Source organism: Candidatus Poribacteria bacterium (genome assembly GCA_021295715.1).
GTDB lineage: Bacteria > Poribacteria > WGA-4E > WGA-4E > WGA-3G > WGA-3G.
The window spans coordinates 37,692-60,666 of record JAGWBV010000006.1; the positions used below are offsets into that span (position 1 = coordinate 37,692).

Sequence of the window (22,975 nt, forward strand, 5' to 3'; positions counted from 1 at the left end):
AGCAAGTTACGTGAAAGGGAAAGGAAAGAACTATGCCGAAAATGACAGGTGCTAAATTTATCGCTGATACCGTCCACGGATATGGGATTACTCACGTTTTTTTTATGCCGTATATCGGACCACGGGCTTTAATGGAGATGGAAAGTCTTGGAATCAAACGGGTTCAGACGCACGGTGAGAAAGCAGCGGCGTATATGGCTGACGCTTACGCCCGTGTGAATCGTGCTCCGAGCCTCTGTATGGCACAATCGGTCGGTGCCGTGAACCTTGCCGCGGGGCTACAAGATGCCTATCTCGCTTGCTCACCGGTGGTTGCGATTACCGGCAAAGAAAACCAAATCAATCAACAACGGCACGCCTATCAAGAGGTAGACCACGTCAACCCGTTTTCTGCTGTTACGAAATATAGCGCGTACGTCGCGACACCGGAGCAACTGCCTTTCTATCTACGTCAAGCCTTCCGTGCGGCGACGACAGGAACACCCGGACCTGCACATCTCGATTTTGAAGGCATCGCGGGATCATCGGTTATCGACCGAGACGGCGAATTTGAGGTAATCATTGAAGAATCATTTACCCAATTACCGCCGTTCCGACCGGAAGCAGAAGCAGAAAAGGTAACGGAAGCCCTGAGCCTCCTCTCCGATGCGAAACGTCCGATCATTGTCGCAGGGGGTGGTGTAACGGCTTCAGACGCACGCGCAGAACTTGTCGCATTGGCAGAGAAACTCTCGATTCCGGTCGCGACTTCTCTGAATGCAAAGGCGATGTTCCCGAGCGACCATCCGTTGGCGGTCGGGACTCCCGGTTCATACTCGCGAGCGTGTGCCAATCAAGCGGTATGCGAGGCAGATCTTGTCTTCTTCATTGGAAGCCATACCGGTGGACAGGTAACCAACGGATACAAAATCCCGCCACAAGGCACACCGGTTATACAACTCGATATTAATCCAGATGAACTCGGACGGAACTATCCAATTCAGTTAGGGATGCAAGGAGATGTGCGGAATACACTGCGCCGAATGCTTGACGCGTCAGAAGTTGCTGCGTCTCGGACTGAATGGGTTAGCCGCGTCCAAGAATTAGTGAAAAACTGGAAAGACAGTGTCAGCGATAAAGTGAACTCAGAACGGTTGCCAATGCTACCCGAACGACTTTGCCGTGAACTGACAGACTATCTCCCGTCAGACGCGATCCTTGTATCCGACACAGGGCATTCAGGCATCTGGACGGGCACGATGATCGATTTCAAACATCCCGATCAGAGTTTCATCCGTTGCTCAGGTTCGTTGGGATGGGGACTCCCCGCGGCGATGGGTGCGAAGTGCGCGCAACCTGATAGACCCGTGATCTGTTTCACAGGCGACGGCGGTATCTGGTATCATATCGCGGAACTCGACACGGCGATGAAATCCGGGATTAATGCCGTCATCGTTGTGAACAATAACCACTCACTGAACCAAGAGCAGGGGGGTGTTGAGTCGGTTTACGGTGGACGGACAGCGGGTTCTGATGAACTCTGGCTGTTCCCAGAGGCGGACTTCGCGAAGATGGCAGAATCGATGGGGTGTTTAGGAATTACCGTCAACAAACCGAGTGAACTCGCTGGCGCGTTGGATCAGGCACTCGATTCGGGGAGACCGGCGGTTGTTGATGTGAAAACGCATGTGGAAGGGATTGCACCACGGACGTGGATGCCTTCGTAACAGCAAATTGCGATGGTTGTGTTAGACCGGTGCGGTGTTTTTGATAGGGTGTTTCCCCCAGGAAACCGCACCTACCAATAAGTCGTTTCCATGTGGTCGTGCGAGGAAGATGGTTTCGATCTATTCCCAAATTGAAGCCCCTCGCATAACCCACTTATCTCATAACAGTCCCACAGAAATGTTAGTTAGGAGGTGGATATGTGAATTGCCCCTTCTGCCCACCAAAAGTCAATGACAATGCAATTCTACTTGAGAACGACTTGAGTCTCTTTATCGATCTCAAACAATCAATCCTGCAAGGCTCCGGGATCATCGTGCCAAAAGCGCATCGGCAATCAACGTTTGATCTTACCACAGAAGAAATTACTTCCACATTTTCACTTCTTACGGAGGTTAAAACATTGCTTGACACCGAATACAACCCTCAGGGCTACAATTTGGGTTGGAACTGCGGTGCGGTCGCTGGACAAACAGTATTCCACGCGCATTTGCATGTTATTCCGCGCTACGCGTCCGAACCTTATGTGGGTAAAGGAATTCGCTACTGGCTTAAACAAGAATCCAATCGACATAACAACTAACGAGTCGTCATTGTTGATGGCCAGAATCTCGTTAGGTATTTTAAGGTTAAGGGCAGGTATCTTTAGTGAGCATGCGTCGCGCATGTGCTTTTCGTGTATATACTTTGCCGCCAACTAACTGACGATTCTTAAAGTCAGTAAACAAGTCGCTGTCGCCCTCGCGATAAGATACAAGCACTTTTACTCCTGATACTATAGCCAAGGCAATAATATGCTCGTCGTTTGATGCTATCTCGTTTTTCAGTTCATTGGCTTTTTCTTGCACATCTCGAGGAGACGCTATTTTGAGTTTACCTCTTTGCCTTAGTCGATTTCTCAGATTCTGCATTCCTCCGTTATCCCATTCCTCTTCCAATTTCTCTATATCAGAATAAGCGATTTTGCCATCTCTTTTCTCTAACCAGGTCCACACAGGTTCCATATCTTCATCATCTGGCTTTTTGAATTTATGAAAAGTGTTCGTATCGACGATAATACACATCGCTTAATCCTTAAACCCCAGGAGTCGCTTAGATTCTTTCAAGAAAAATTCGCCGTAATGTGGTGGTACTCCAACCATATTGGCCATCTTATCAAAACTAATATTATGCACCTTGACGATATTTCCCTTTGGTTCAAAGTAGATCAACGACACATCTTCGTGACGGAGGTTGCCTCTTATAATGTCAATACGGGCGCGGTCAATCATATAGTCACTGTGGGTTTCAATAATGAATGACCGGTTATCTTTATTAGCCAATTTCACTAATAAAGAGGAGAGTTCCGCCTGCGCGCGTGGATGCAAGTGGACTTCAGGTTGCTGTAATAAAGAAAAACTCATCTCATGTCTTGAAACATTAGGACTTAAAACCTGAACCAAAATTGGCAAAATTTGACTCACACCGTAACCGACATCGACGACATTAGCATTGGGCCCTCTCACCTTGAATTTCAATTGGAATGGACCTCCCAAGGAACGACCGAAATTCTTTATCTCTATATTCTGAAACAAGCCAGAACTCTTGCCAAACTTGACTAATTGGGTTTTTAATGCCTCCCATTGCTTTTGCTGTGTTGCCTCTATTCGCATCAGCAACATAGGAATATCACTGCCTTCTGGATCGTTAAATTCTCGCGTCGGATCATAAGTTCGTTTAGGACGTGAACGAATGGGAGATGTACTAAATACTGACAAGTCTCGAAAGATATCCCACGGGCTACCTTCAAATTTTTTAATTTTTTCTTTAAAATATTTTTTGAAAATTATTTCACGTTCAGATTCCTCTCTGAAAGGAGGAAAAAAGAAGTAAACGGAATACTCGTTCAATCTATCAGTATCACAAGCTATTATATATCGATTCTGTTCTTCATCAAACGAATCTAAACGCAACTCCCTACCCATTGCTTCCTCAGATCGAACAATAATTTTACCATCAACAAGTTTCATTATTATTGAATTAACAACAGGTTCTATTCCTGCCTTCTTCTCAACAAACTCCACTGTTATTTCAATATCTTTATTATTGTATTTAGAAGTAAACTCAAGCTTAAAGTTTTTTTCTTTTTTCTTACTATTTCTGACAATATCCTTGAAGGTTCCCATGGAATAAGGATATGAATTAAAATCTACACCATCACCTCGTAAATAATTTGCTAAGACATGGAAACACCCCAATGCTGTGGTTTTACCGGTGCTGTTCTCTCCGACTAAAAAAGTAAGGGGCCGAATCTCAAGCGTCTGCCGCTCGGCGAAACAGCGGACCCCTTCCATTGTGAATTGGGTAATGCGCATATTGTCATCTCCGGAATATTATTCTTTAATTTTGAGATATATTGATTTGCGACTGTCTCAATATGTGCTGTCCATTATCGTAACATACCCAATGGTAAATATCAAGAGAAACCACATCATTCCCCAGAGCCATTCAGGTCCAGCAGCGGTGGCAGGGCTTCGCTTCTATTGAAATATAAACTTATTTTCAGGATTCACCATAAATGGTTCTGATATCCTTAGAGGTTCCCGTGGACTCAGGAAAAGAAAAAAAGTAAAACAGTGGTTCCCAAAACCATTAAGTCAAGTATGCCTGCAACCCAAATTTTCTTCCACTCCTGTCTCCCGATTTTTTGCTTTAAAAAGAACAAGCGTCCGATCAACCAGAGGGAATAGAGCTGAAGTGGGACAAAAAATAAGCCGAGTAGCGCAGCATGCAATGCACGATTCGCCGTCGTCTCGCTGATTGATAAAGGTATTTCCACCGGACCTCCTTCAATCTTCGCAGCATCGGGGGACCCGCCTTCTGCGTCAGGCACCGCAACCGCTCGTTCGCGTCCTTTAAGAAGGGGGATGGCGCGTTCAGCATCGGTTTCAGCGACTTGCAATTTAATACCGCCTAACGCGTTGCTCAGGTGCCACGCGACCCCGACGGTAAATTCGTCTGCGAGGAAACTGGACACGTCGTTGGTTTCAAGTAGCCCCTTCGCCAGGTGCGCTTCAAAGGGCATGTCAAAAGTCGCCAATGTGACTAATTTTTCAGCCATCACTCTACCTCCAAGTATATTGCCTAACTGGTAAATTCTAACATAAACAATTCTTGTTCCCAAATATCGCTGTAAAAGAGGTTAGGAAGCGTCTTTGGATTCGCTAAAAACCTCCATGCCAGCGGAACCATCTGCGATCCGTCGAATCTGTTTCTCAAAACCGGGCGGTGAGAGCGTCCATGTGATCCAGAGCGGTTCATCACCCGTGTTGACAAATCGGTGTTCAACATTCGGTGGAAGATAGATGACGGTACCGGGTTTCAAATCGGCGACTTCATCACCGACAAACGCTTTTCCTTGTCCACCATAGACGAAAATAATTTCTTCGGATTCGCTGTGGGAGTGGAGCGGAATTTCACTGTGCGGGTCAATTTCTTCCAATCCCATCGAGAAGTGTTCAGTGCCAACGGTATTCGGCTCAATGAGCGTGTACAATGTGCGCGGAGCCTCGTCTTCAATTCGGACGACTTCGGCATCCTCTTTGTGATAGATATGCTTCATTTTTCTCCTTGTGGTATAGCGCAAACTAACAGTTTACGCTACAAGCCCCTGTTACGTACTACTTTTAATCGAACTCACGTTATTTAGGCAAACCAATAGGAATACAGGCTTGCATTCCTGATTTGAAACTGGAGTCGGACCTCTTTGCCGTTGAGTGCTTCCAGTGAACGGTCAAATTTAACTTCTGTATCCACCTGATCTCCGACAACTCGCTGGGAGGTATAATCCTCCAGAGGTGTCCCTGTATCATCCGTGACCGAGACGATAACATAACCTTGACTCGCATTAACATTGAGGTGTAATTCTCCACCATTGAGCGTTAACGGTTTCGTCAACATGTACCCTTCATTTTCATCTGCATCGAGTGAAACGAACCCATCACGCCTTAACGTTGCCAAGCCGAGCATGGATGTGTGCTTACGTTCGACCTGCTTGAATTTCCTGCCGGTGTGCGGTCCGTTCACGCCCCCGTAATAGAAATAGATTTGATCGTCGCGTGTGATGAAATTCTGGGTGATTCTCACCATTCCGTCTTCCCAACTGCCCGCCTGTCCAAGCGAGAGGAACGTCTGGCGATCCAAGACGCGCTGATAGTTGATTCCATCACGACTCATCGCGAGCGAGGTGTCAATCGTGCCATCCACCCCTTCGCGATAGACCCAAATCATACCGAGATAGATACCTTCATAGATATCAATGGGCATACCGTAAATCTGTGTGCCTTCTTCATCAACCTCGTCACATTCAAACACCCGTTTCGGTTCGCTGAAGTGAATCGCGTTGGGACTCTCAGCGCGAGCAGTCTTCCGTCCACCCGCTCCGAATCGTCCAAAGACAACGTATTTCTGTATTTTTGGGTCCCACACCAGGGACTGGGTGGTATCGCTATCAAGCGGGATAACGGGATTGGTCTCGCAGTTCGTCCAGTGAACGCCGTCCGGCGAAAAAGACATCCACATACCGTCTCCGTCCCCACGACCCCAGATCGTCCTTCCCTCGTGTTGAATGAAAGTATCAATCCCACCGTGTTCCCAATAAAAGCCTTTGTAACGACGGGCGGGATCTGTTTCGTGTTCGTCGTAGATGACAGCCATGCCCTCGCAGTTTGTTCGTCCAACGTCAACCAGATTGTTCTCGGTGCTTCCTTCAAAATCGACTTGGTTTAGGATCGGTTTCTCCCAATGCACACCATCGGTTGAGGTCGCATAGCCGAGGAGCGTTACATTGCCAAGGGCGTTCCGCTGACGGATTTTCACCATTCCATCGACGTAAGGTCCTGTGAGATACCACATCTTGAAGATCGAATTCTCTGGATCGTAGAGGACTGTGCCGTAGAGGGATGCGACGCTCTCCCACGGATGTTCACCACGCAAAATCGGGTTATTGGGATGCCGTTGGGGTTGGTGCATCCGACGGTAAAGTCTTTCGATTCGGGTGACGTGGTGTAGGTCGAGGAACAGATAGCGAGGTTCCATGTGGAGGCTCCTTAGAAATTTCGTATCTTTCGTGGGAATATGTTACCAGAAATGTAAGGGCAGGTCAATTTTTTGTGGGTTTTAGAGGATTTACCCGCTCGATTACAGCATGTGCAACTCTTCAAATAGAGCCAAGTGTTGACGGTAACCCGTCGGGAGCGATCGGATTTCCCGATACCCCTCAAAGAAAATCGTCTGTTCATCCTCGCTAAAATGGCGTGAAATCCTCTGAATATCTGAGAGATAATAACCGAACCCAAACTGGATGACATCAATTGGGCAGGGCTGCCCGTCAGAGACAATGATATTATGGGGTTCCAGATCCGAGTGAATCAACCCAAAAACATCCCGACCTTCCCCCTGTTCTGCGACAAACCGTGAGAAGCGCGAAGAAAGCGAGGAAAGTTTTGTGCGCTCCTCTGGCGAAGCGTCTATGTAATCATTTCTAAGAGCCTTTTCAATTTTCGAGGTAACCCAATCCATGTCGTATCGGGGACGGATAAACCAGTGTGGTAACTCCAATGTCTGGGACACAGAGTGCATGCGACCCACCACGGTCCCAAGACTCCGAATGAGTTCTGGCGTTTTTTCTGCGGTAGAGAGAGCGTGAAGTGTTTCACCGGGAATCCAATCGTATAGCGTCGTATAGCGTATAGGTAAGTCGTTTGGAGAGATACCTTGAATCATTTCCCCGTCTCGTCCAGACACAGGGAAAAGCGTCTTGATGTGCCCCTTGTTCCACAAAGCCTTTAACCAATAGATTTTAGATCGAATTCTATGGATAGAGGTCCCGGCTCGATGGATTCTCAATGTGAAACGAACGTCCTCCGTATCTACGAAAAATAACATATTCGCAGTATCAAATCCGATACCACTAATTCGGAATGAAACGTTGTCCAAATCATATAACATAACAGCGGCTTTTGCATAACGCCAATCGGTGGTAAGATATTGTAAAATCTTATCGTTATAAACTATCAAAATGCCATTGTCACACGCATGTCGTGTCGATTCGGATATAAAGGTGCGTTGTTCATCATCAAGTGAATCTAAGAAACCGAGGATACTGGGATCAATATGTGGGTGCGGGTCAGAAATTGCTTCAAGCCAGTATTGTCTACATTTATCATGACAATCGATTCGGTGGACGGGTAGGGAGGGATCTCGGTACCACTCAGGAGAATTTTCGATAGCGTATTCAACTTGTGTCTGACAAAATGGGCACGACATTTTCTCCGCCATGGTGGTATACCTCCTGTGCTAATTTTAGAGCGAAGAGTCGGGAATCGGGGTGTTTTTGCTTGGGTGTTTCCCCCTCCTACAGAAGAAGTATAGAATACCGATTTTCAGGACTTCTGATCAAATCGGGGTTCAGCCAATTGGAAGGTTAGCAAAAACCCTAATAACACGAGGACACCACACCCGATAAATACGGGTTCAAAAGCGAATCGCTCGATTAACGTTCCGACCAAAGGAGAAACGAACAACGGAATTGCTTGGAAAAGACTCATCACACCGAGATACTGCGGATGCTTTTCCTGTGGTGCAATCTCAAGGGTGTAGTTTGTGACGATGCGAGCGGATACCGGTGTAAACCCGATAAGGGCAAAGATAATCCAGTAAAACTGTACCCCGGAAGGCATTCGACTGATGACGACTGCCAGTAATGGTGTAAACGCGCTGATTAATATCAGCAACCGCAACACAAATCGGTTACCTGATCTGTCCGCGATGTTGCCCATGATACCGGCACCGACAGCATTAGAGGCATTTTGTGCCACTATCAATGTAACGAAGCCAGAAGATGCGAGTCCTAATGTCCGCTTACCGAAAACTGCGTAGTGTGGAAAAAGGGGCCAGATGGAGTAAAACAACAGGATAACGATTGCAAATCGCCGAAAATTTCTGTCATACCGCAACGATAGGAGCGCATCGCCAAGAAATCTGAAAAAAGGAGCTGTGCCTTCTGGTTGTGAAGGAAGTTCCTTAAACCCAAAACTGATAAAAGCGGCAATAGCGAAGGCGACACCCGTTGCCCCAAAGATCACTGCATAGTGTGAGGGACTCCCCGAAAGCCAACGCGGCATAAGGTAAACGGCAAGTCCGATCGAAAGTGAACAACCAATGACGTTGGAATAGGCGAGGAGTCTGCCGCGTTTTTCGGGGCTGATGAGTTTCCCTTGCAACGTTCCGTTAGCCAGATGATTGCAACCGACCATGAGCCAGTGCACGGTACATAGCAGAAGAAAAACAGCAATTATGACGTTTGCGGACCAACTTGTTAAACCTAATATCAGGGACAACACACACCAGGGAACAGTAAAACCGAATCCTGTGAGAATAAAGAATCCTTGTTTTTTGGGCATCCGCGCGACGCGTTGTGCGACGAGAAACTGGGGTAGGCTCTGCCCGATGCGTAGAATGAGCGGTAGCAATCCTCGGATAGTTCCGGATGAGGTATAGATATCAATAAACGCGGGGATGACCACAGACTCGGCTTTGAACATCCAACCGAGACGCATCAAAATCTGGTTCAGAGCGAATACAATTAAATTGCGTTTTTCGGACGGATAGGATTCTTCCAAACGGACGTTCGTCTGCTCTGATGTGCTTTTATCCATTGAAAGTCCTATCCGTTGTTACCAAGTTCACTCGTTTCCTCATTTCAGTATTGGCGTTAAGTCAGTGCGCCTTCTTCGAACCGCTGCGCTCCGTATTTTTCCATATCTATTCGCGCCTCTGATGCTAAGGTTTCTTGCTCGGAGAGTGCTTCTGCGATCCGCTGGAATCGATCAACATCTCTCAATCCCATAATCGTTAGGTTTACGCTCTTGTGGCTAAGCACGTAGCGATAGAATTGTTCTGGAGATGGCGCGTCTGAGTCTCCAAAAAGCCTGTCATTCCGCGAGGCATTCATGATAACAACACCCGTATTGTGTTTGTCGGCAGCGCGGAAAACGGTATCTTCTGGCGTTTTCATCGCACAATTGTACCAACAGAGGACGGTATCGAAAAATCCTGTGTCAACGGCATGTTGTATTTGGACCCAATCGTGTCCAGTAACGCCGATGAAGCGGATGAGTCCTTCATCTCGTGCCTTTTGCGCCATCTCCAATGCGCCTCCGGGTGCCAAGGCTTGGTCGCGTTCTGCTTTCGTGTTCAGGTGATGCAGTTGGTAGATGTCGATGTAATCAACACCAAGCTGCCGTAACGACGTTTCGAGTTCTGCCCGTGCCCCTTTTGCATCGCGCTGAGCGGTTTTCGTCGCAATAATCAACCGATCGCGTTGCCCTTTTATGGCGGCTCCGACAACTTTTTCGTCCTCACCATCTCTGTATGCACGCGCCGTATCCATATAATTGACACCGGCATCAATTGCCTTGCGGTAACCGTCAGCGGATTCGCAATACGCGCCACCGATACCGAGTCGGGTAACCGTCAATCCCGTGCGACCTAAGACTGTTTTCGGAATCTCATAAGCCATGATGTTCACCTCTATGGCTATCAGCAGTCAGGGGTTTTTGCTTGGGTGTTTCCCCAGATTTTTTCAAAAATCCTTTCAGCAGTCAGTAGAAGAGATTATTGCTTAAGAACACCTCTTTGCTGATTGCTGATTGCTGATTGCTAATTCACCCTCGAATGTTAGCAAGAGTATATGCTATTTCGATGTAAAAGTCAACCTTTTCTCAAAAGGGTGTGTAAATATTTCGTTGAAGTTTAATACAAATGTCACCCCTACGGGGTTTAGCTTTGGTAAGGAACGATATTTCTACAGAGATGTCACCCCTACGGGGTTGAAGAAATAACTAAAACTTTATACACCCTCTCAAAATGCGGGTGCCATTTCCCATGCCTGAACGGATCGGAACCGTGCCTGTCCACCTCGACTCATCAATCTCACACCGGTGCTATCCGCTCGTGTCGGATAAACCCGCTGTGTAATGCACTGCCTACCGTTGGCGAACACCTCAACTACGGACTTATCGACATAGATGCGGAGCTGAAGTGTTTCGCTACCCTTCAACGCGAACGGTGCGCGCTGGGCATCAACAAACCGTTCCGACTCCGGCAATCTCGCAGTGCCACCGGCATCTCTGTAATGTGGATACCGGATGGCTTCGTTCAAGGTGGAACGACTTACCTCGATTTTCAATGTTCTCTCCGCCGGAACATAAAGAATCCCTGTTTGTTCGGCTTGATCGGGTGAGCAGAGCACTTGAACGCCGACCTCAGTCGCATCGTTGGGATCAATTTCGACATCCAACTCAAGACAATTCCCTTGGACATCTTCTAAGTCTAACGCATCAGCAGTCAGCGTGATATTTTCACGTACTTTCGGGTTCATCCGCAGGCATTCCAGTTCGGGTACTGGTTCAATTCGCAAACTACCGTCGGTTGCGAGGGAAAGGATACGCGGTAGGGTCATCACCCCTGACCAACCGGAGGCACGTTCCTGCTCAACCCCGCGGATCTCGCGAATCCAATCGAAAAAGATACGGCGACCTTGCGCGTCTAATAGCGAGCGCGCTCCACCAAGCAATCCACCCTCCCAACTCATCCGTCCGTAGCTTTCAGCATAATACCGTTCGTTTTCAAACCTACCGAGATAATACTGTGTGCCTTGCCAGTGGCTACAAAACAGTAACATGTGCTTATCGCCCAACGGATAAAAATCGGGGACAGCGCAATCCTCTTCGGCGTCTGTCCACTCGCGCCGAGATTGATAAAAGGAGCGTACAAATTCCCACTCCGCGAGGTCAGACGACTTAAACAGCGCAGTCCCGTCCCCAGTTTGTCCGGGTATCCTGTTCCCGATGAGTGCGTAATAGGTGTCGCCTTCCAACCACGCACACGGGTCAAACACAATATACTCACCGTGTCCTTTCTCACCGGGTGCGGGGACGGGAATTACTGGGTTGGCTGGATGCTTGTCCCACGTGATGAGCAGATCGTCATCGCTCGTTGCGATACATGTTCCGTCTGGAACCCCATGGTAAATGAATGTCGGAATACCTTCTCGACTCACGAGCGCACCACCGCTAAAGCAGCCGTTCCTGTCAGGTCCGTCGAGATCGGGCGTTAAAGCGATTGGGTGATGCACCCAATGCACGAGATCCACACTCGATGCGTGTCCCCATTGCATCCATTTCCAATAACCGCCTTCGGGATTGTGTTGATAGAAGATATGGTACCGTCCCTTCCAAAAGATCGAACCATTGACATCGTTCATCCAACCGAATGGTGGGGTGAAGTGGTAACGTGGACGGTAAGAGTCGTCTGTATACACGGCATCAAGCACGCGTGTAGAATGGATGAGTGCTTCTGTTTTTTGGATGGTTGTGTTCATGGTTTTGTTGTTCCTTATGTAGTAGGACAAACTGTATGAAGACTTAGTCAGGTAGGTGCGGTTTCCGAACCGCACCATAGGTGTCAATTTAGTAGGAATAAGTATGTTTTTGGTGTAAAACAGAAATACCTCTTGTATAATGTAGACAGGGAAAAGCGGAGACGCACGGTGCTGCCGCGAAGTTCAGCGAGGTCAGTTTTCTCCTTCCAGCGCACCGGTTCGTCAATACTGTCGACCATCGCGGGGATACTTTCGTCGAAGGTGTACCCTGGGAGAGGGCGTCCGTCATCAGCATTGAGAACTTCTACCTTAACCCTGCCACGCCATGAATCCACATTCACACGCAGTTCGCTATCTTCTACCACGAGAGGCTTGGTCAATACCGAACCCCATTCAATACCCCCTTTGAGCGACACAAACCCATCGACGCGAAGCTTTGCGAGCGACATAGCAAGATTATCAAGGAATTTTCTGTTCATTACGTCCACGAGCGACTGACTGCGATGCCGAGCACCGAGATAGTAGAACCATAGTTCATTGTTGCGTCTGATCGGACCGTTGACGACTGAGATCTGACCCGTATCGTAGGTACTGCTATCCCCTACAGGAGATAATTCGATAAATGGTGTACGATTCCCGACCCGCTCCCAGTGTCGTAGATCCCGACTCGAAGCGAGTTCCACCGACTTGCGACTGTCCACGTTTTCATAGAGCGGTGGATGCTTGCCCGTCCAGTGGTGCATCACAGGGAGTCCGAGATACAATCCTTCGTAGCGGAATACAGGAAAATTATAAACATCGGTGCGCCATTCTTCAGGGCGGTTATAAATCGGGGTGAGATAATCGGGGTCCTCAATGAATTTTCGTATCCGTTCTTCCCCGTTCTCCTGATCGATCTGGTCGGCGTGGAAAATGAGTTCCAATCCGCTCCAGTTCTCAAAGTCCTCGCTGGTACTCAAACAGAAACTACGTCCGTAAGGCGACCTACCATCAGGTCCAGCATGCTTAACGGTCGCGATAAACAACCCATTCGCCTCGTCATAACCGAAGTGCGCCTCGTCTGAACTTGGAACAAGTGGCACATCGAGATATGTCCAATGGAGGCAGTCTGGAGAGATTGCGGGTGTCAGTCCGCCGCCTTTTCCCCATCCCATCCCTTTGTAGCGACGTTGTTCGTCAGGGTCGTGGGGGTCGTAGATCGGTCCGAGTGGTACGCCTGTAGGTAAGATGTTGTTCTCTGTGCCAATTGCGGTTCCGCGCCATGTGCGGGCATCGTAATCGTGAAGTCCTAAAGACGGTTTCTCCCAGTTCACACCGTCTTCCGAGGTGGCATAGCAGATAAAACTTTTCCCGCCAATCGGGGCACCGGTCACGTCGAGCTTGACCTCTGGACTGTCTGCCTCTGAACTGGCGTAATAGAGCGTTTTGTAAATTGCTTCATCCGGGACCCACGCCGGGGTTGTCCACATCATAATACCGCAGTTCTCCCAGCGATGTTCAGCCCGAAGCACGACGTTCTTTTCAAATTTTTGTAGTGGGTGTAGTTTCCGGGCGAGGTTGTCGATTTCCTCAATGATATGGTCATCAATGAATAGGGATTTCATTTTGGCACCTCGTGTCAGATGGCATCAGTTGAACAATCCACATGCTACGGTTATAGTAAAGTTTAGAATTAATTAGACATTCCAAAGAGGCGAGGTTTCAAACCTCGCCAGCGAAGGAGAGGTGTTTTTGGTTTTCCAAAGTGCTCTTTTATTTTTCGGTTTTACTATAAAAGGCGGAAGGAAATATGGTGCAAGTCAAAATATAGTCCTATGAGGACGGTATGCTTATTTTTCGTCTGAATCGCGGATGACGCGGATGACACGGATTCCGCGGATTGCGCTGTTGTTTGTCTTCCAAAGTCTCTAACTTGACATGGGCATGTGCAAGGGTCGCGAGCAAAGCTCGCTCCTACAGGGGGAGAAATGAATACCGCTGGCTATATCCAGCCGTCCTCAATCATCAAGGTCAACGGTGATTCCATCTCTTCAAGGGGTAGCTGAATCCGTCGGCGTTTCCGAGACGATTCATAAATCGCCATGAGGAGTTCGTGCGTGGCGTATCCCTGATGACCGCTGGATCGGTGTTCCCGGTTCTCTTCAATGGCAACAATCATGTCCTGCACGGGGTTACTCTCTGGCGGAAGGTCGGGTGACACCCAAATACCACCCGATTCTGCGTTCCGAAAACGGAGCGGTAGTCCACCGGGGGCAGCGAGTTCGATCTCGCCTTCCGTTCCGTAGCAGTGGATATGGTGGTAACCGGGGGCAGTGTCGCTGCCCGATTCAATGATGCCACGAACGTTGTCCTCGAATTTGAAGTAACCGATCGCGAAATCCTCGGAATGCAGATCGTATTTGGTCGGGGTGTCAATACGTTCAATCTGACCGATCACCCAAGCGACGGGACGATCACCGTAGATAAATCGCATGAGATCAACAGTGTGCGTGGCATTGTCCTTCAGGTCACCACCGCCACAAACGGCGTGAATGCGAAAGAGATCTCCGATCGTGCCGTCTGCAATCAGCTGCTTTGCACAGACATACGGCGCATTAAACCGTAACTGGTGGTCAATCGCCAATTTCACGCCGTGCTGTGAACAGGTCTCAAGCATCTCCTGCGCCTGTCCGAGATTCTCTGCCATCGGTTTTTCCGAAAGAATCCCTTTCACACCGCGTTTTGCGGTTTCGATTGCGACCGGGGCATGCAGTATTGGACGGGTACATACGGAAACCAGATCAATATCTTCGGTTTCGAGCATCTCAATGTAATCGGTATACTGCTTTTCGACACCGTATTGTTCGCCGTAAGCTTTCAGTCCCTCTGGGTTAATATCCGCAATCGCGGTCAGAGAAGCCCTCGGTTCGTTCACATACCATCCGGCGTGCATGTGAGAAATTCCACCGCATCCAATTATTGCGACGTTGTAGCTGCTATCCATTGTGGTACCCCTTGTTCCTTTTTTGTTTCCGAATTATTGGTAAATCCTTAGGCACTATCCATCAAGGTATCCGATGACCGCCTCCAACATAGAGCAACTGTCCCGTGAGCCAACGTGCTTGCTCAGAGCAGAGGAAAACTGTGACATCAGCGACATCTTCAGGTCTGCCAACCCTACCTAACGGTGTAGATTTTGCGAGTGCTTCCTCATCATCAGGTAGAATGTAGCCCGTCTGAATCGGTCCAGGTGCGATGACGTTCACCGTAATGCCGTATCTTCCCATTTCACATGCGGCAGAATGACTATAGGATTCAATTGCGTACTTACTTGCGGCATAACTGACATTCAGCGGGTGGCAGCGCGCCGCATCCGTACTGGTATTCACAATGCGTCCGCAGTTGAGTCCATTTCTAAGATATTGTTTCAGATACGCTTGCATCATTAACGCATACGCTCGGGAATTAACAACAAAGTGGGCATCAATGTTTGCAGCGGTTGAGAGGAAAATGCCGCTTCCGTCTGTTGAAGTTTGCTCAGGATCAAATGTCTCCAAGATACAATGCGTGTGATTGTTAATCAATATGTCAACGGGACCGAGTTCTTTCTCGCATACATCAAAAAGTTTTGAGATGTTTGTTTCATCAGCAAGGTCTGCCTCTAAGACGGATATGGTCATACCAGCTTCTTCAAATCGGTTGACCAGATGCGCAATAGGCTTTTGCTGCATGGCTCGGTAGAGGATATCACCACCGACCCCGGTCTCTTCGGCGCGCTTTAATTCTGCTTCGCTGTATTGACATGGAGGACGAAAAAATGATGCAAAAACTTTCACGCCTTGGTTGCCTAACGCTAAAGCGGTTGCAGCACCGATGCCGTGATTGGCACCTGTAATAAGCGCGACTTTTCCCGTTAAGTTCGGATCAATCATCATCTGCCTCTACATCAAAAAAATAGAATTAACGTGAGTTTGATAATAAAACTGCCCTATAGATATAGGTGTTTGCTTGGGTATTTCCCAGGTTGAGCGGTAAATGATCAAAAGATCTTTTTTTCTCCAGAGATTTCCGCTTTTCAATCCCCTATTCCTACAGTTAATATAATGAAACCCAACAAACCAAACATTGCTGGTGTAATAACACGTTGGGTTTCACTCGTGTTTTGGTGGTATTAGATTTTTCAATGAACTTGAAAGTCATTGGCTTTGTCCGATTGCTCAGTAACTTACCGTTCAACCCAACCTACAAGAATCCATTTCTTCTATCGGGCTCACGTTATCTATAAGACACAAACTAAAAGTTTGTGCTACAATTCGGCTTTCTCGTTAAAATCCTATTGAAAAACCTTCAACCAGAAGTGGTATAATCGTGTTTATGTTTCAAAGAAGATAAAACATCATGTAAGTTTGAGATTAAGTAGTCTGGTTGTTCGTCTGCTGTCTTTGGTGTTAACACATCTGATTTTCGGTCAATGAAGACACTGGTCATGCCAGCGCGGTTGGCACCAACGATGTCGTTTTCAACGGTATCACCGACAAACAGAGCCTCTTTCGGAGAAACACCAACACGCTCACAAGCGACTTGAAAAATTTCAACTCTCGGTTTTCTGACACCGATTTCACCGGAAATTGTAAGCGACTGGATCCGTTCACTGAGTCCAAGGTGTCGGACTTTAGAAAGTTGGCTGTCGGTGTGTTCATCGTGTGCACCGTTTGTAATGATGCCGATATGGTATGCACTTAATTCTTCAAGAACGGTGACATCGTCGTAAAGACGTAAACTTGTGAGGTAGCGTGAACAGAAAAAGCCGCTTAATCCTTCCATAACCTTATCTATGGGCAAACCTAACTCTTGAAATAAACACTGGAAGCGTGCGTCTCTCACATCTGCCATAGCGCATTTCCCAGCGTCAAGCTGCTTAAAGAGTTCCCGATGGACAGTTCTCCATGCCTCCGTAAAAGCTTCCTCCGAAACATCTGGATACTGCTCGCGTAAAAGTTGAAACGTTTCTCTTTGTGCAATGCTCCATGCCGCGTCGGAGTCGCAGAGTGTGCCATCCAAATCAAAGAAGACTGCCTTAATCATTTCCGCTGTCACCTCCCAGAAATTCGAGCAAAATTTCCTCGCTGATTGCCCACGCTGCGCCGTGTCCTTCGTTGATAACCTTATAGTGAATCACATCGCCGTTGAGATAACTGAAGATTTCCAAGTTGCCATCAATCCTGCTGGGTCTGGACAACTTCTCTCCGTCGTACCTCATCTGCCTCGCCCAGAGAAAAATGGATTCCTCAGCGTCAACAAAGCCCAACTTCCCGTCCTTGGCAGGAATGTATTTTGAAGTACCACCGTGATAAGGGACCAGATCATCGGTAGTACCTGAAATATTCATCAGACGCTTGCCGGTCATCGGTATGGCAATAGCCTGATAATTGTTATCAGCACCTTTGGCTTTGAAATTCTTCCCGTCGTGTTGATAGACATTCAAGGGGCTGACTGCGCTCACATAATTCCGTAGGTTCGGTAGCTTACTTTCAATCGCCAACTGGTTCACCAAAGCGGCACCATTTGAATTCCCCATGACGCTGAAATTGTCCTTTTGAATGTTGTCATAAGTGGATAGTTTCTTAACGATCGCTTCGATGAATCCGAGATCGTCTGCTTTGGAATGCTCCGACATGATGTTCCAACCCGTCTTGTATCCGTTGGCAAACACCATGACGTATCTGCTTGCCATCGTCGTGTGCCGTCTCATGAATTCATCCATTGCTTTCTTCGCATTGCCACTATGCCCATGTAAAAAAATGAAAACAGGAAACTTTTGCTGATTCGGACGTTCAGGAACACTGACATAATAGAGTCGCTTGAACGCTGTCTCCTGTGACCACGACTGCGTGATATAATATGCTCCAGACTTTAATTGTTTTGCTGCCTCCACGAAAGAAGCGTCACCCACTGTCAAGACAGTGCTTAATATCAACATGAGGCTTTTCACTATATCTTCTCCAAGATCCCGAAAAATTGTAAAAAAGGGTTCACTAAGCGATGCGATCTCTACGCCATCCAAAAGATGTACACAAACCTAAGGAGCACCCACGTCCATGCAACAGCGCAACTACCTAAATATCCAGAATATGTAAACCAATCCAAGTACTGCCCAAATGCCTGCGGCTATTTTCATCACACGGCTTGTCCATCCTGCTTTTGTGAAGTGAAAAGCAATATGATTGAACAGTAACATCAATGCAACCACCAGATTGACGTTGAGGTAGTCGTTAGAACCAAAATTTCTCCACTTAAGCAATTGAAACACGTTGAAGGCAAGCAGGCAGAGAATAATCCCGAGCATGCCATATTTCCAGAAATAGTTTAGCCTAAACCTCCGGACAAGCCCCGTTTTTTCGGATACCTTTTCAAAAGACTCCGGTAGGTCAGGGTTCGTTTCGCGAAGTGTCTGCTGGCGTTCTCGCAGCCTTTCAATTTTTCCCTCAAGTTGCTGCTTCTCAGCATCAGTTAACCGTCTCATAAAAGTTACCACTCTTTCGAGGATTTAAGAGGCATGACAAATGCTAAACATTTTTCATCACGTTCCATCGGCTCGACAGCAAATCCCATAGCGAGTTTGAGATGGTGGTTTTCGGGATGATTTTCACCGCTGACGGATCGCACTTGGTAACAGTCAAATAACTTCGCTTGCTGGATGGTATATTCTTGAAGTGCGGTGCCGATACCGTGTCGACGGTATCCGTCTTTCACGCCAAACGCGAGGATCTTCGCCTCTTTTAGTGTTTTACCGTTTATCTGGATAGGTGGATGGTCGCGGTCGTGGGGACCGATGTCCCACACCACAAACATGAGAAATCCGACGATGGTCTCATCCTGCTTTGCTGCCAGAAAATAGCGTGAAAACTGCTCAAAATACGGGTTAAATGCCCAGCCGTCTTGGTTTAAGTCCTTGACAAGCGTGACAAATTCCTGCCAATCCGAGTGATCGGCTGTGAGTTCTTCGATGGAAAAGTGTCGTTGCCTGTTCATCCACTCGCCCGTTTTCAAACCGGTTCTGTTCAATCTAACGCCAAGGTCATCAGTTTTAAGACATTATCGGATTTTCCGCCTTTTTTAACGATCCGGTGTCCCTTCCCAGTAACGGGTGGGAGCCCTGGTTGGAAAACCGCACCTACCGGACCCTCTTACTGTTCAATCAAACGCAGTTTTTAGGGGACAACCACAAGGGATGTCTCTACTGTGAAACCTTTATTGCTCCCCAAGTGAGTGCCAATTTCTGGGTCGGATCGACAGCAAGTCCTTCCGCTTCGAGATTGTTTTCAATCTCTTCTTGACTGAGACCGCGGTTGTAAAGGCGCAGTTCGTCAAGAATGCCGTGGTAGGGAAGTCCGTCCGATTTTCTGGCACCCATCCAGAAGTTTTCTCCGTTATGTTTGAGGACTCCCTCGAATTTTTTCTCATTATCTACTTCACCATTGACATAAATAATGGCTACAGAACCATCGTAAACACCAGCGACATGATGCCATTTACCCACATCGGGCTGACCTACGCTGTGAAAGGGCCATGTTTCTAAGGCACCGTTCCAGAGATTAAAATCAACCCGAGTTTGGTCTGACCACGCAATTACATAAGAATTATTTCCTGATCTCGATATACCCGCGAAAATCGCCCAACCGGGTTTCTCAGGCTTTATCCACACCTCCAATGTAATCTGATCGCCAATGTCGGTTAAACTCTTATCTGCTCCACAATCTACATGCCCGCCACTAAACTTGAGTGCCTCACCCACTTTACCGTCAACGATCTCGACATTCCCATCCATAGTTCCATCGTTTGCACCGACAATGTCTTTAACCGTTTTCCCTGCGACCGAATCCTTATTGAACGACCAGTAACTTACCAACCCATCGGTAATCGCTTGACGCGCGTGTGTTATGCTTGCAGCCATTAAAACAGTCGCTGTAATGGCTATAACTAATATTTGTCTCAGAGTCCTGTTCATGATTTGATCCTCCTATTTCGGCATATTGCGTGCATTTCGGCAAGATTAAGTCACCTTTTTATAGACATAGCACTCCGCTGGAGCGCGTGCATTTCAACACTTGGAACTCTATAGATATACTACTCCACTGGAGTAGGAAAATCGACTGACACCTCCCCTTGAACATAGAATACTCGTTAGGTAGCAACTTAGGTTAGGTACTAATGAAGATTAAGAATTTAATTGAGTAATGGGCGGTGTTAATTGTCTGAATCAGGATTTACAGGATTCAAGGATTTGCAGGATTATAGACCTTTCTCGATTAACAACTGTTTCTTATAGCATTACCGAAATATTTTAATGCAAGTAGACATAGCACCCCTACGGGGTGTGTTCGCTTGAATACGCCGTTTTCTATTCTCACTGCGAAGCAATATCACCCGTACCGGGTGGGAGAGGTTTCTATAGACATACCCGCCTGTTCCCCTCTCAGTAAGGGGTGGGACCCCGAGTGAAGAAAGAGACTGAAATACCTCGTTGAACATCCAAAATTTGTTAGTAGCAATTTAGGTAAATCAAGTAATTTCATAGAGGTAACAGGTGCGGTTACATGAAGATTAATAAAATATTTCGGTAATTCCATAACCATATCCGGCGTCCCTTCCCAGTAACGGGTGGGAACCCTGGTTAGGAAACCGCACCTACCAGTCTAGGGAAAATAAATATTACCGAATTAAATTCTGATACCTCATCAAACCGCGCCTACCAGTGAAATGCGTAAGTCTGATTCAATTGACTTAACCATCGTATTCGACGACGACATCATCACCGTCAATCTTGACGGGATATGTCGCTACCCGCAAGGTTTCATCAACGAGGCATTGTCCGGTGGCAATGTCAAACGTCCACTGATGCCACGGACAGCGCAGGACCTCGCCTAAACCATCAACAGAGAGTGTCGCGCCTTCAATTGAAGGTGGTGCATCGGCGGCGAATCTACCGCTGAGTTCGCCTGTGCAGAGCGGTCCTCGCCGGTGCGGACAGATGTTACGAATGGCGTAAAATTTGCCATCAACATTAAAGACCCCAATGCCCGCCTTCCCGCGGAACGGGACGATGATTTTGCGGTTCCCGGGTGGAATCTCTGATACTTTTCCAACAACAACACGTGCCATATTTTAATCTTACCTTGCGGAGAAACAACTGATATTCTGTCTCAGGCGTGCTTTTCTTATCTCTGAAGAAATACTCAAGCAAAAACCCCTCCATTTCATTACGGGCTATCCGTTTTGAGGGTATGCTAAGAGAACACCTGCTTAAACGAAAACCTATCTATCGAATGCCGGCTGTCAATCATCATATTTCTAACTTACCTTGTGGAGAAATGACAGCAACTTGAAACTTCAACTGCTTTCCTCATGAGTCGCCTGCGCCGTTGTTGCAGGTCTTCTAACTTACCTTGCGGAGAAATAACACGCAACTAAACTATCAACTGTTTTTCTCATGAGTCGCCTGCGCCGTTGTTGCAGGTCTTCTAACTTACCTTGCGGAGAAATAACAGGAGTTTGAAACTTCAACTGTTTTCCTCATGAGTCGCCTGCGCCGTTGTTGCAGGCTGCGAGTTCGGGATTGGACTCTGGGATCCATTGGTTTCTTCGACATCCAATCGAAGCATATCAAGGGCGTTTTGGGCGAAGATCCGACGGTGTAAGTCTTCTGAGAGTTTGGGGAAAACCGTTACTGGATCGTTCCAGTCGAAATGCGGGAAGTCTGAGCAGAATATTAGGGTTTCATCTGCGTGGAGCATTTCCAACATCTGGTACATCTGTTCCGGTTTCTCAGGTTCGTGCATCGGCTGTGACCCGACTCGGATGTGTTCGCGGAAATACTCACTCGGTAGCCGCTTCAGCCATGGTGTCTGGTCGCGCAGTGCTTTCCAGTCGGTATCCAAATGCCACATTACCGGCACCGCCCACATCTGTTGTGCTTCAATGAGTGCGAACTTGAGGTTGGGAAACTTCTCAAAGACACCTTCACAGATGAGAGATGTTGCGTGTGAACTGGCGACATAAGGTCTGCTCATCCGGGATTCCATGTAGTAGGTGGGATGCCCGACCGGGGTTGGCGTGTTTCGGGTTGCCCCGCCGCCACCGCCGATATGTGACACAACTGGGAGTCCATGTTCTTCACACGCCTCCCATATAGGATGATAGAAGCGGTTGCCAAAGGGACGACTCGTTCCCATCGGCACCATAACAGCAGCAGTGTCCTTCCGGTCTGCGAGCCTGTTAATTTCTTCCACAGCTTGGGGTGGATCGGAGGGTGAAACGAGGATAGCGTTGACAACGCGTTCGTCGCGATCAAGCCAATGCTCGATTGTCCAATCGTTAAAGGCGCGGCATAGCGCAGCTGCCCAGTCCGGGTCAGGTAGCCCAGAATACCCGTAGAATGGCGGCGGTCCAGTAAGCAGACCGACATCAATATTCCAGACATCGAGATGCTCATCTTGGAGGAATTCCAATGTGAAGTTAAAATCTCTGGGGTCACCGCCGGAATTTTTCGGTGTCGATTCGATGGCTTCTTCGACTCTGCCTTTGAGGTCAACACGGTTGCTCCGAATCGGGATGTTCGGATACCCACCGAGATGTAGCCCTTGGTCGAGGAGATGCTCCTGATAGAATTTTGACAGATAAGGCAGCAGTTGCGTAGGGTGGCGAAAGTTGTGGTGAACATCACAATCGACGATAGCGATCCCGTCTTTGGGTTTCGCAGTCCAACCGGGTGCGGTAACAGGGGTTGATCCAATCTGACGCATGCAAACGCCTCCTCTATTAGCCGTCAGCAATCAGCCGTCGGCGATCAGTAAGAATAGTTGTCGATTA

At 47.8% G+C, this 22,975-nt stretch carries 21 protein-coding genes; 2 read left to right on the forward strand and 19 right to left on the reverse strand.

Annotated elements, in window-relative coordinates; translation table 11 throughout:
• The first annotated feature begins 32 nt into the window (after positions 1–32).
• On the forward strand, positions 33–1,706 hold the full coding sequence (locus J4G07_03250) for a thiamine pyrophosphate-binding protein (protein ID MCE2412999.1): 1,674 nt from the start codon (positions 33–35) through the stop codon (positions 1,704–1,706).
• Positions 1,707–1,906: 200 nt separating this feature from the next.
• Positions 1,907–2,287 (forward strand): HIT domain-containing protein, encoded by a 381-nt coding sequence (locus tag J4G07_03255; protein ID MCE2413000.1) that lies wholly within the window; start codon positions 1,907–1,909, stop codon positions 2,285–2,287.
• 46 nt (positions 2,288–2,333) lie between these two features.
• On the opposite strand, the gene J4G07_03260 is transcribed toward J4G07_03255, so the two are convergent.
• From J4G07_03260 to J4G07_03350, 19 genes are all read right to left on the reverse strand, one after another.
• Positions 2,334–2,768, reverse strand: coding sequence for a hypothetical protein (locus tag J4G07_03260; GenBank protein ID MCE2413001.1), 435 nt, complete (start codon positions 2,766–2,768; stop codon positions 2,334–2,336).
• Positions 2,769–2,771: 3 nt separating this feature from the next.
• On the reverse strand, positions 2,772–4,058 hold the full coding sequence (locus J4G07_03265; GenBank protein MCE2413002.1) for an AAA family ATPase: 1,287 nt from the start codon (positions 4,056–4,058) through the stop codon (positions 2,772–2,774).
• A gap of 236 nt (positions 4,059–4,294) precedes the next feature.
• Entirely contained in the window at positions 4,295–4,804 is a 510-nt protein-coding gene (locus J4G07_03270) for a DUF2007 domain-containing protein (protein MCE2413003.1), read from the reverse strand.
• An 81-nt stretch (positions 4,805–4,885) separates the two neighbouring features.
• A complete protein-coding gene (locus J4G07_03275) occupies positions 4,886–5,305 on the reverse strand; it encodes a cupin domain-containing protein (protein MCE2413004.1) in 420 nt (139 codons plus the stop codon).
• Positions 5,306–5,388: 83 nt separating this feature from the next.
• Positions 5,389–6,780 carry a hypothetical protein gene (locus J4G07_03280; GenBank protein ID MCE2413005.1) on the reverse strand — a complete coding sequence of 464 codons (1,392 nt, stop codon included), beginning with the start codon at positions 6,778–6,780 and terminating at the stop codon, positions 5,389–5,391.
• A gap of 102 nt (positions 6,781–6,882) precedes the next feature.
• The gene (locus J4G07_03285; protein ID MCE2413006.1) at positions 6,883–8,022 is read right to left on the reverse strand and encodes a phosphotransferase; all 1,140 of its coding nucleotides are present in this window, start codon (positions 8,020–8,022) and stop codon (positions 6,883–6,885) included.
• 104 nt (positions 8,023–8,126) lie between these two features.
• Positions 8,127–9,401, reverse strand: coding sequence for an MFS transporter (locus J4G07_03290; protein MCE2413007.1), 1,275 nt, complete (start codon positions 9,399–9,401; stop codon positions 8,127–8,129).
• 56 nt (positions 9,402–9,457) lie between these two features.
• Complete coding sequence (locus J4G07_03295) at positions 9,458–10,264, reverse strand: aldo/keto reductase (protein MCE2413008.1); 807 nt, start codon at positions 10,262–10,264, stop codon at positions 9,458–9,460.
• A gap of 342 nt (positions 10,265–10,606) precedes the next feature.
• Positions 10,607–12,127: a glycoside hydrolase family 32 protein gene (locus J4G07_03300; GenBank protein ID MCE2413009.1), complete on the reverse strand. Its 1,521-nt coding sequence runs from the start codon at positions 12,125–12,127 to the stop codon at positions 10,607–10,609.
• A gap of 83 nt (positions 12,128–12,210) precedes the next feature.
• Positions 12,211–13,731 carry a hypothetical protein gene (locus J4G07_03305; GenBank protein MCE2413010.1) on the reverse strand — a complete coding sequence of 507 codons (1,521 nt, stop codon included), beginning with the start codon at positions 13,729–13,731 and terminating at the stop codon, positions 12,211–12,213.
• Between the two features lie 377 nt (positions 13,732–14,108).
• On the reverse strand, positions 14,109–15,110 hold the full coding sequence (locus tag J4G07_03310; GenBank protein ID MCE2413011.1) for a Gfo/Idh/MocA family oxidoreductase: 1,002 nt from the start codon (positions 15,108–15,110) through the stop codon (positions 14,109–14,111).
• 61 nt (positions 15,111–15,171) lie between these two features.
• Complete coding sequence (locus J4G07_03315; GenBank protein ID MCE2413012.1) at positions 15,172–16,041, reverse strand: SDR family oxidoreductase; 870 nt, start codon at positions 16,039–16,041, stop codon at positions 15,172–15,174.
• 412 nt (positions 16,042–16,453) lie between these two features.
• On the reverse strand, positions 16,454–17,191 hold the full coding sequence (locus tag J4G07_03320) for an HAD family hydrolase (GenBank protein ID MCE2413013.1): 738 nt from the start codon (positions 17,189–17,191) through the stop codon (positions 16,454–16,456).
• Positions 17,184–18,086 (reverse strand): hypothetical protein, encoded by a 903-nt coding sequence (locus J4G07_03325; protein MCE2413014.1) that lies wholly within the window; start codon positions 18,084–18,086, stop codon positions 17,184–17,186. Before J4G07_03325 ends, J4G07_03320 begins: the two co-directional genes overlap by 8 nt.
• A 132-nt stretch (positions 18,087–18,218) precedes the next feature.
• Positions 18,219–18,629 carry a hypothetical protein gene (locus J4G07_03330; protein ID MCE2413015.1) on the reverse strand — a complete coding sequence of 137 codons (411 nt, stop codon included), beginning with the start codon at positions 18,627–18,629 and terminating at the stop codon, positions 18,219–18,221.
• A 5-nt stretch (positions 18,630–18,634) separates the two neighbouring features.
• Positions 18,635–19,138, reverse strand: coding sequence for a GNAT family N-acetyltransferase (locus J4G07_03335; GenBank protein MCE2413016.1), 504 nt, complete (start codon positions 19,136–19,138; stop codon positions 18,635–18,637).
• Between the two features lie 205 nt (positions 19,139–19,343).
• On the reverse strand, positions 19,344–20,114 hold the full coding sequence (locus J4G07_03340; GenBank protein ID MCE2413017.1) for a LamG domain-containing protein: 771 nt from the start codon (positions 20,112–20,114) through the stop codon (positions 19,344–19,346).
• A 776-nt stretch (positions 20,115–20,890) separates the two neighbouring features.
• Positions 20,891–21,268, reverse strand: coding sequence for a Rieske (2Fe-2S) protein (locus J4G07_03345; GenBank protein ID MCE2413018.1), 378 nt, complete (start codon positions 21,266–21,268; stop codon positions 20,891–20,893).
• A 398-nt stretch (positions 21,269–21,666) separates the two neighbouring features.
• Positions 21,667–22,908: an amidohydrolase family protein gene (locus J4G07_03350; GenBank protein MCE2413019.1), complete on the reverse strand. Its 1,242-nt coding sequence runs from the start codon at positions 22,906–22,908 to the stop codon at positions 21,667–21,669.
• Positions 22,909–22,975: the final 67 nt, after the last annotated feature.

Coding starts and splice junctions, on each gene's coding strand:
- J4G07_03250 (MCE2412999.1), top strand. CDS start 33: ATGCCGAAAATGACAGGTGCTAAATTTATCGCTGATACCGTCCACGGA.
- J4G07_03260 (MCE2413001.1), bottom strand. CDS start 2,768: ATGTGTATTATCGTCGATACGAACACTTTTCATAAATTCAAAAAGCCA.
- J4G07_03265 (MCE2413002.1), bottom strand. CDS start 4,058: ATGCGCATTACCCAATTCACAATGGAAGGGGTCCGCTGTTTCGCCGAG.
- J4G07_03270 (MCE2413003.1), bottom strand. CDS start 4,804: ATGGCTGAAAAATTAGTCACATTGGCGACTTTTGACATGCCCTTTGAA.
- J4G07_03275 (MCE2413004.1), bottom strand. CDS start 5,305: ATGAAGCATATCTATCACAAAGAGGATGCCGAAGTCGTCCGAATTGAA.
- J4G07_03280 (MCE2413005.1), bottom strand. CDS start 6,780: ATGGAACCTCGCTATCTGTTCCTCGACCTACACCACGTCACCCGAATC.
- J4G07_03285 (MCE2413006.1), bottom strand. CDS start 8,022: ATGGCGGAGAAAATGTCGTGCCCATTTTGTCAGACACAAGTTGAATAC.
- J4G07_03290 (MCE2413007.1), bottom strand. CDS start 9,401: ATGGATAAAAGCACATCAGAGCAGACGAACGTCCGTTTGGAAGAATCC.
- J4G07_03295 (MCE2413008.1), bottom strand. CDS start 10,264: ATGGCTTATGAGATTCCGAAAACAGTCTTAGGTCGCACGGGATTGACG.
- J4G07_03300 (MCE2413009.1), bottom strand. CDS start 12,127: ATGAACACAACCATCCAAAAAACAGAAGCACTCATCCATTCTACACGC.
- J4G07_03305 (MCE2413010.1), bottom strand. CDS start 13,731: ATGAAATCCCTATTCATTGATGACCATATCATTGAGGAAATCGACAAC.
- J4G07_03310 (MCE2413011.1), bottom strand. CDS start 15,110: ATGGATAGCAGCTACAACGTCGCAATAATTGGATGCGGTGGAATTTCT.
- J4G07_03315 (MCE2413012.1), bottom strand. CDS start 16,041: ATGATGATTGATCCGAACTTAACGGGAAAAGTCGCGCTTATTACAGGT.
- J4G07_03320 (MCE2413013.1), bottom strand. CDS start 17,191: ATGATTAAGGCAGTCTTCTTTGATTTGGATGGCACACTCTGCGACTCC.
- J4G07_03325 (MCE2413014.1), bottom strand. CDS start 18,086: ATGTTGATATTAAGCACTGTCTTGACAGTGGGTGACGCTTCTTTCGTG.
- J4G07_03330 (MCE2413015.1), bottom strand. CDS start 18,629: ATGAGACGGTTAACTGATGCTGAGAAGCAGCAACTTGAGGGAAAAATT.
- J4G07_03335 (MCE2413016.1), bottom strand. CDS start 19,138: ATGAACAGGCAACGACACTTTTCCATCGAAGAACTCACAGCCGATCAC.
- J4G07_03340 (MCE2413017.1), bottom strand. CDS start 20,114: ATGAACAGGACTCTGAGACAAATATTAGTTATAGCCATTACAGCGACT.
- J4G07_03345 (MCE2413018.1), bottom strand. CDS start 21,268: ATGGCACGTGTTGTTGTTGGAAAAGTATCAGAGATTCCACCCGGGAAC.
- J4G07_03350 (MCE2413019.1), bottom strand. CDS start 22,908: ATGCGTCAGATTGGATCAACCCCTGTTACCGCACCCGGTTGGACTGCG.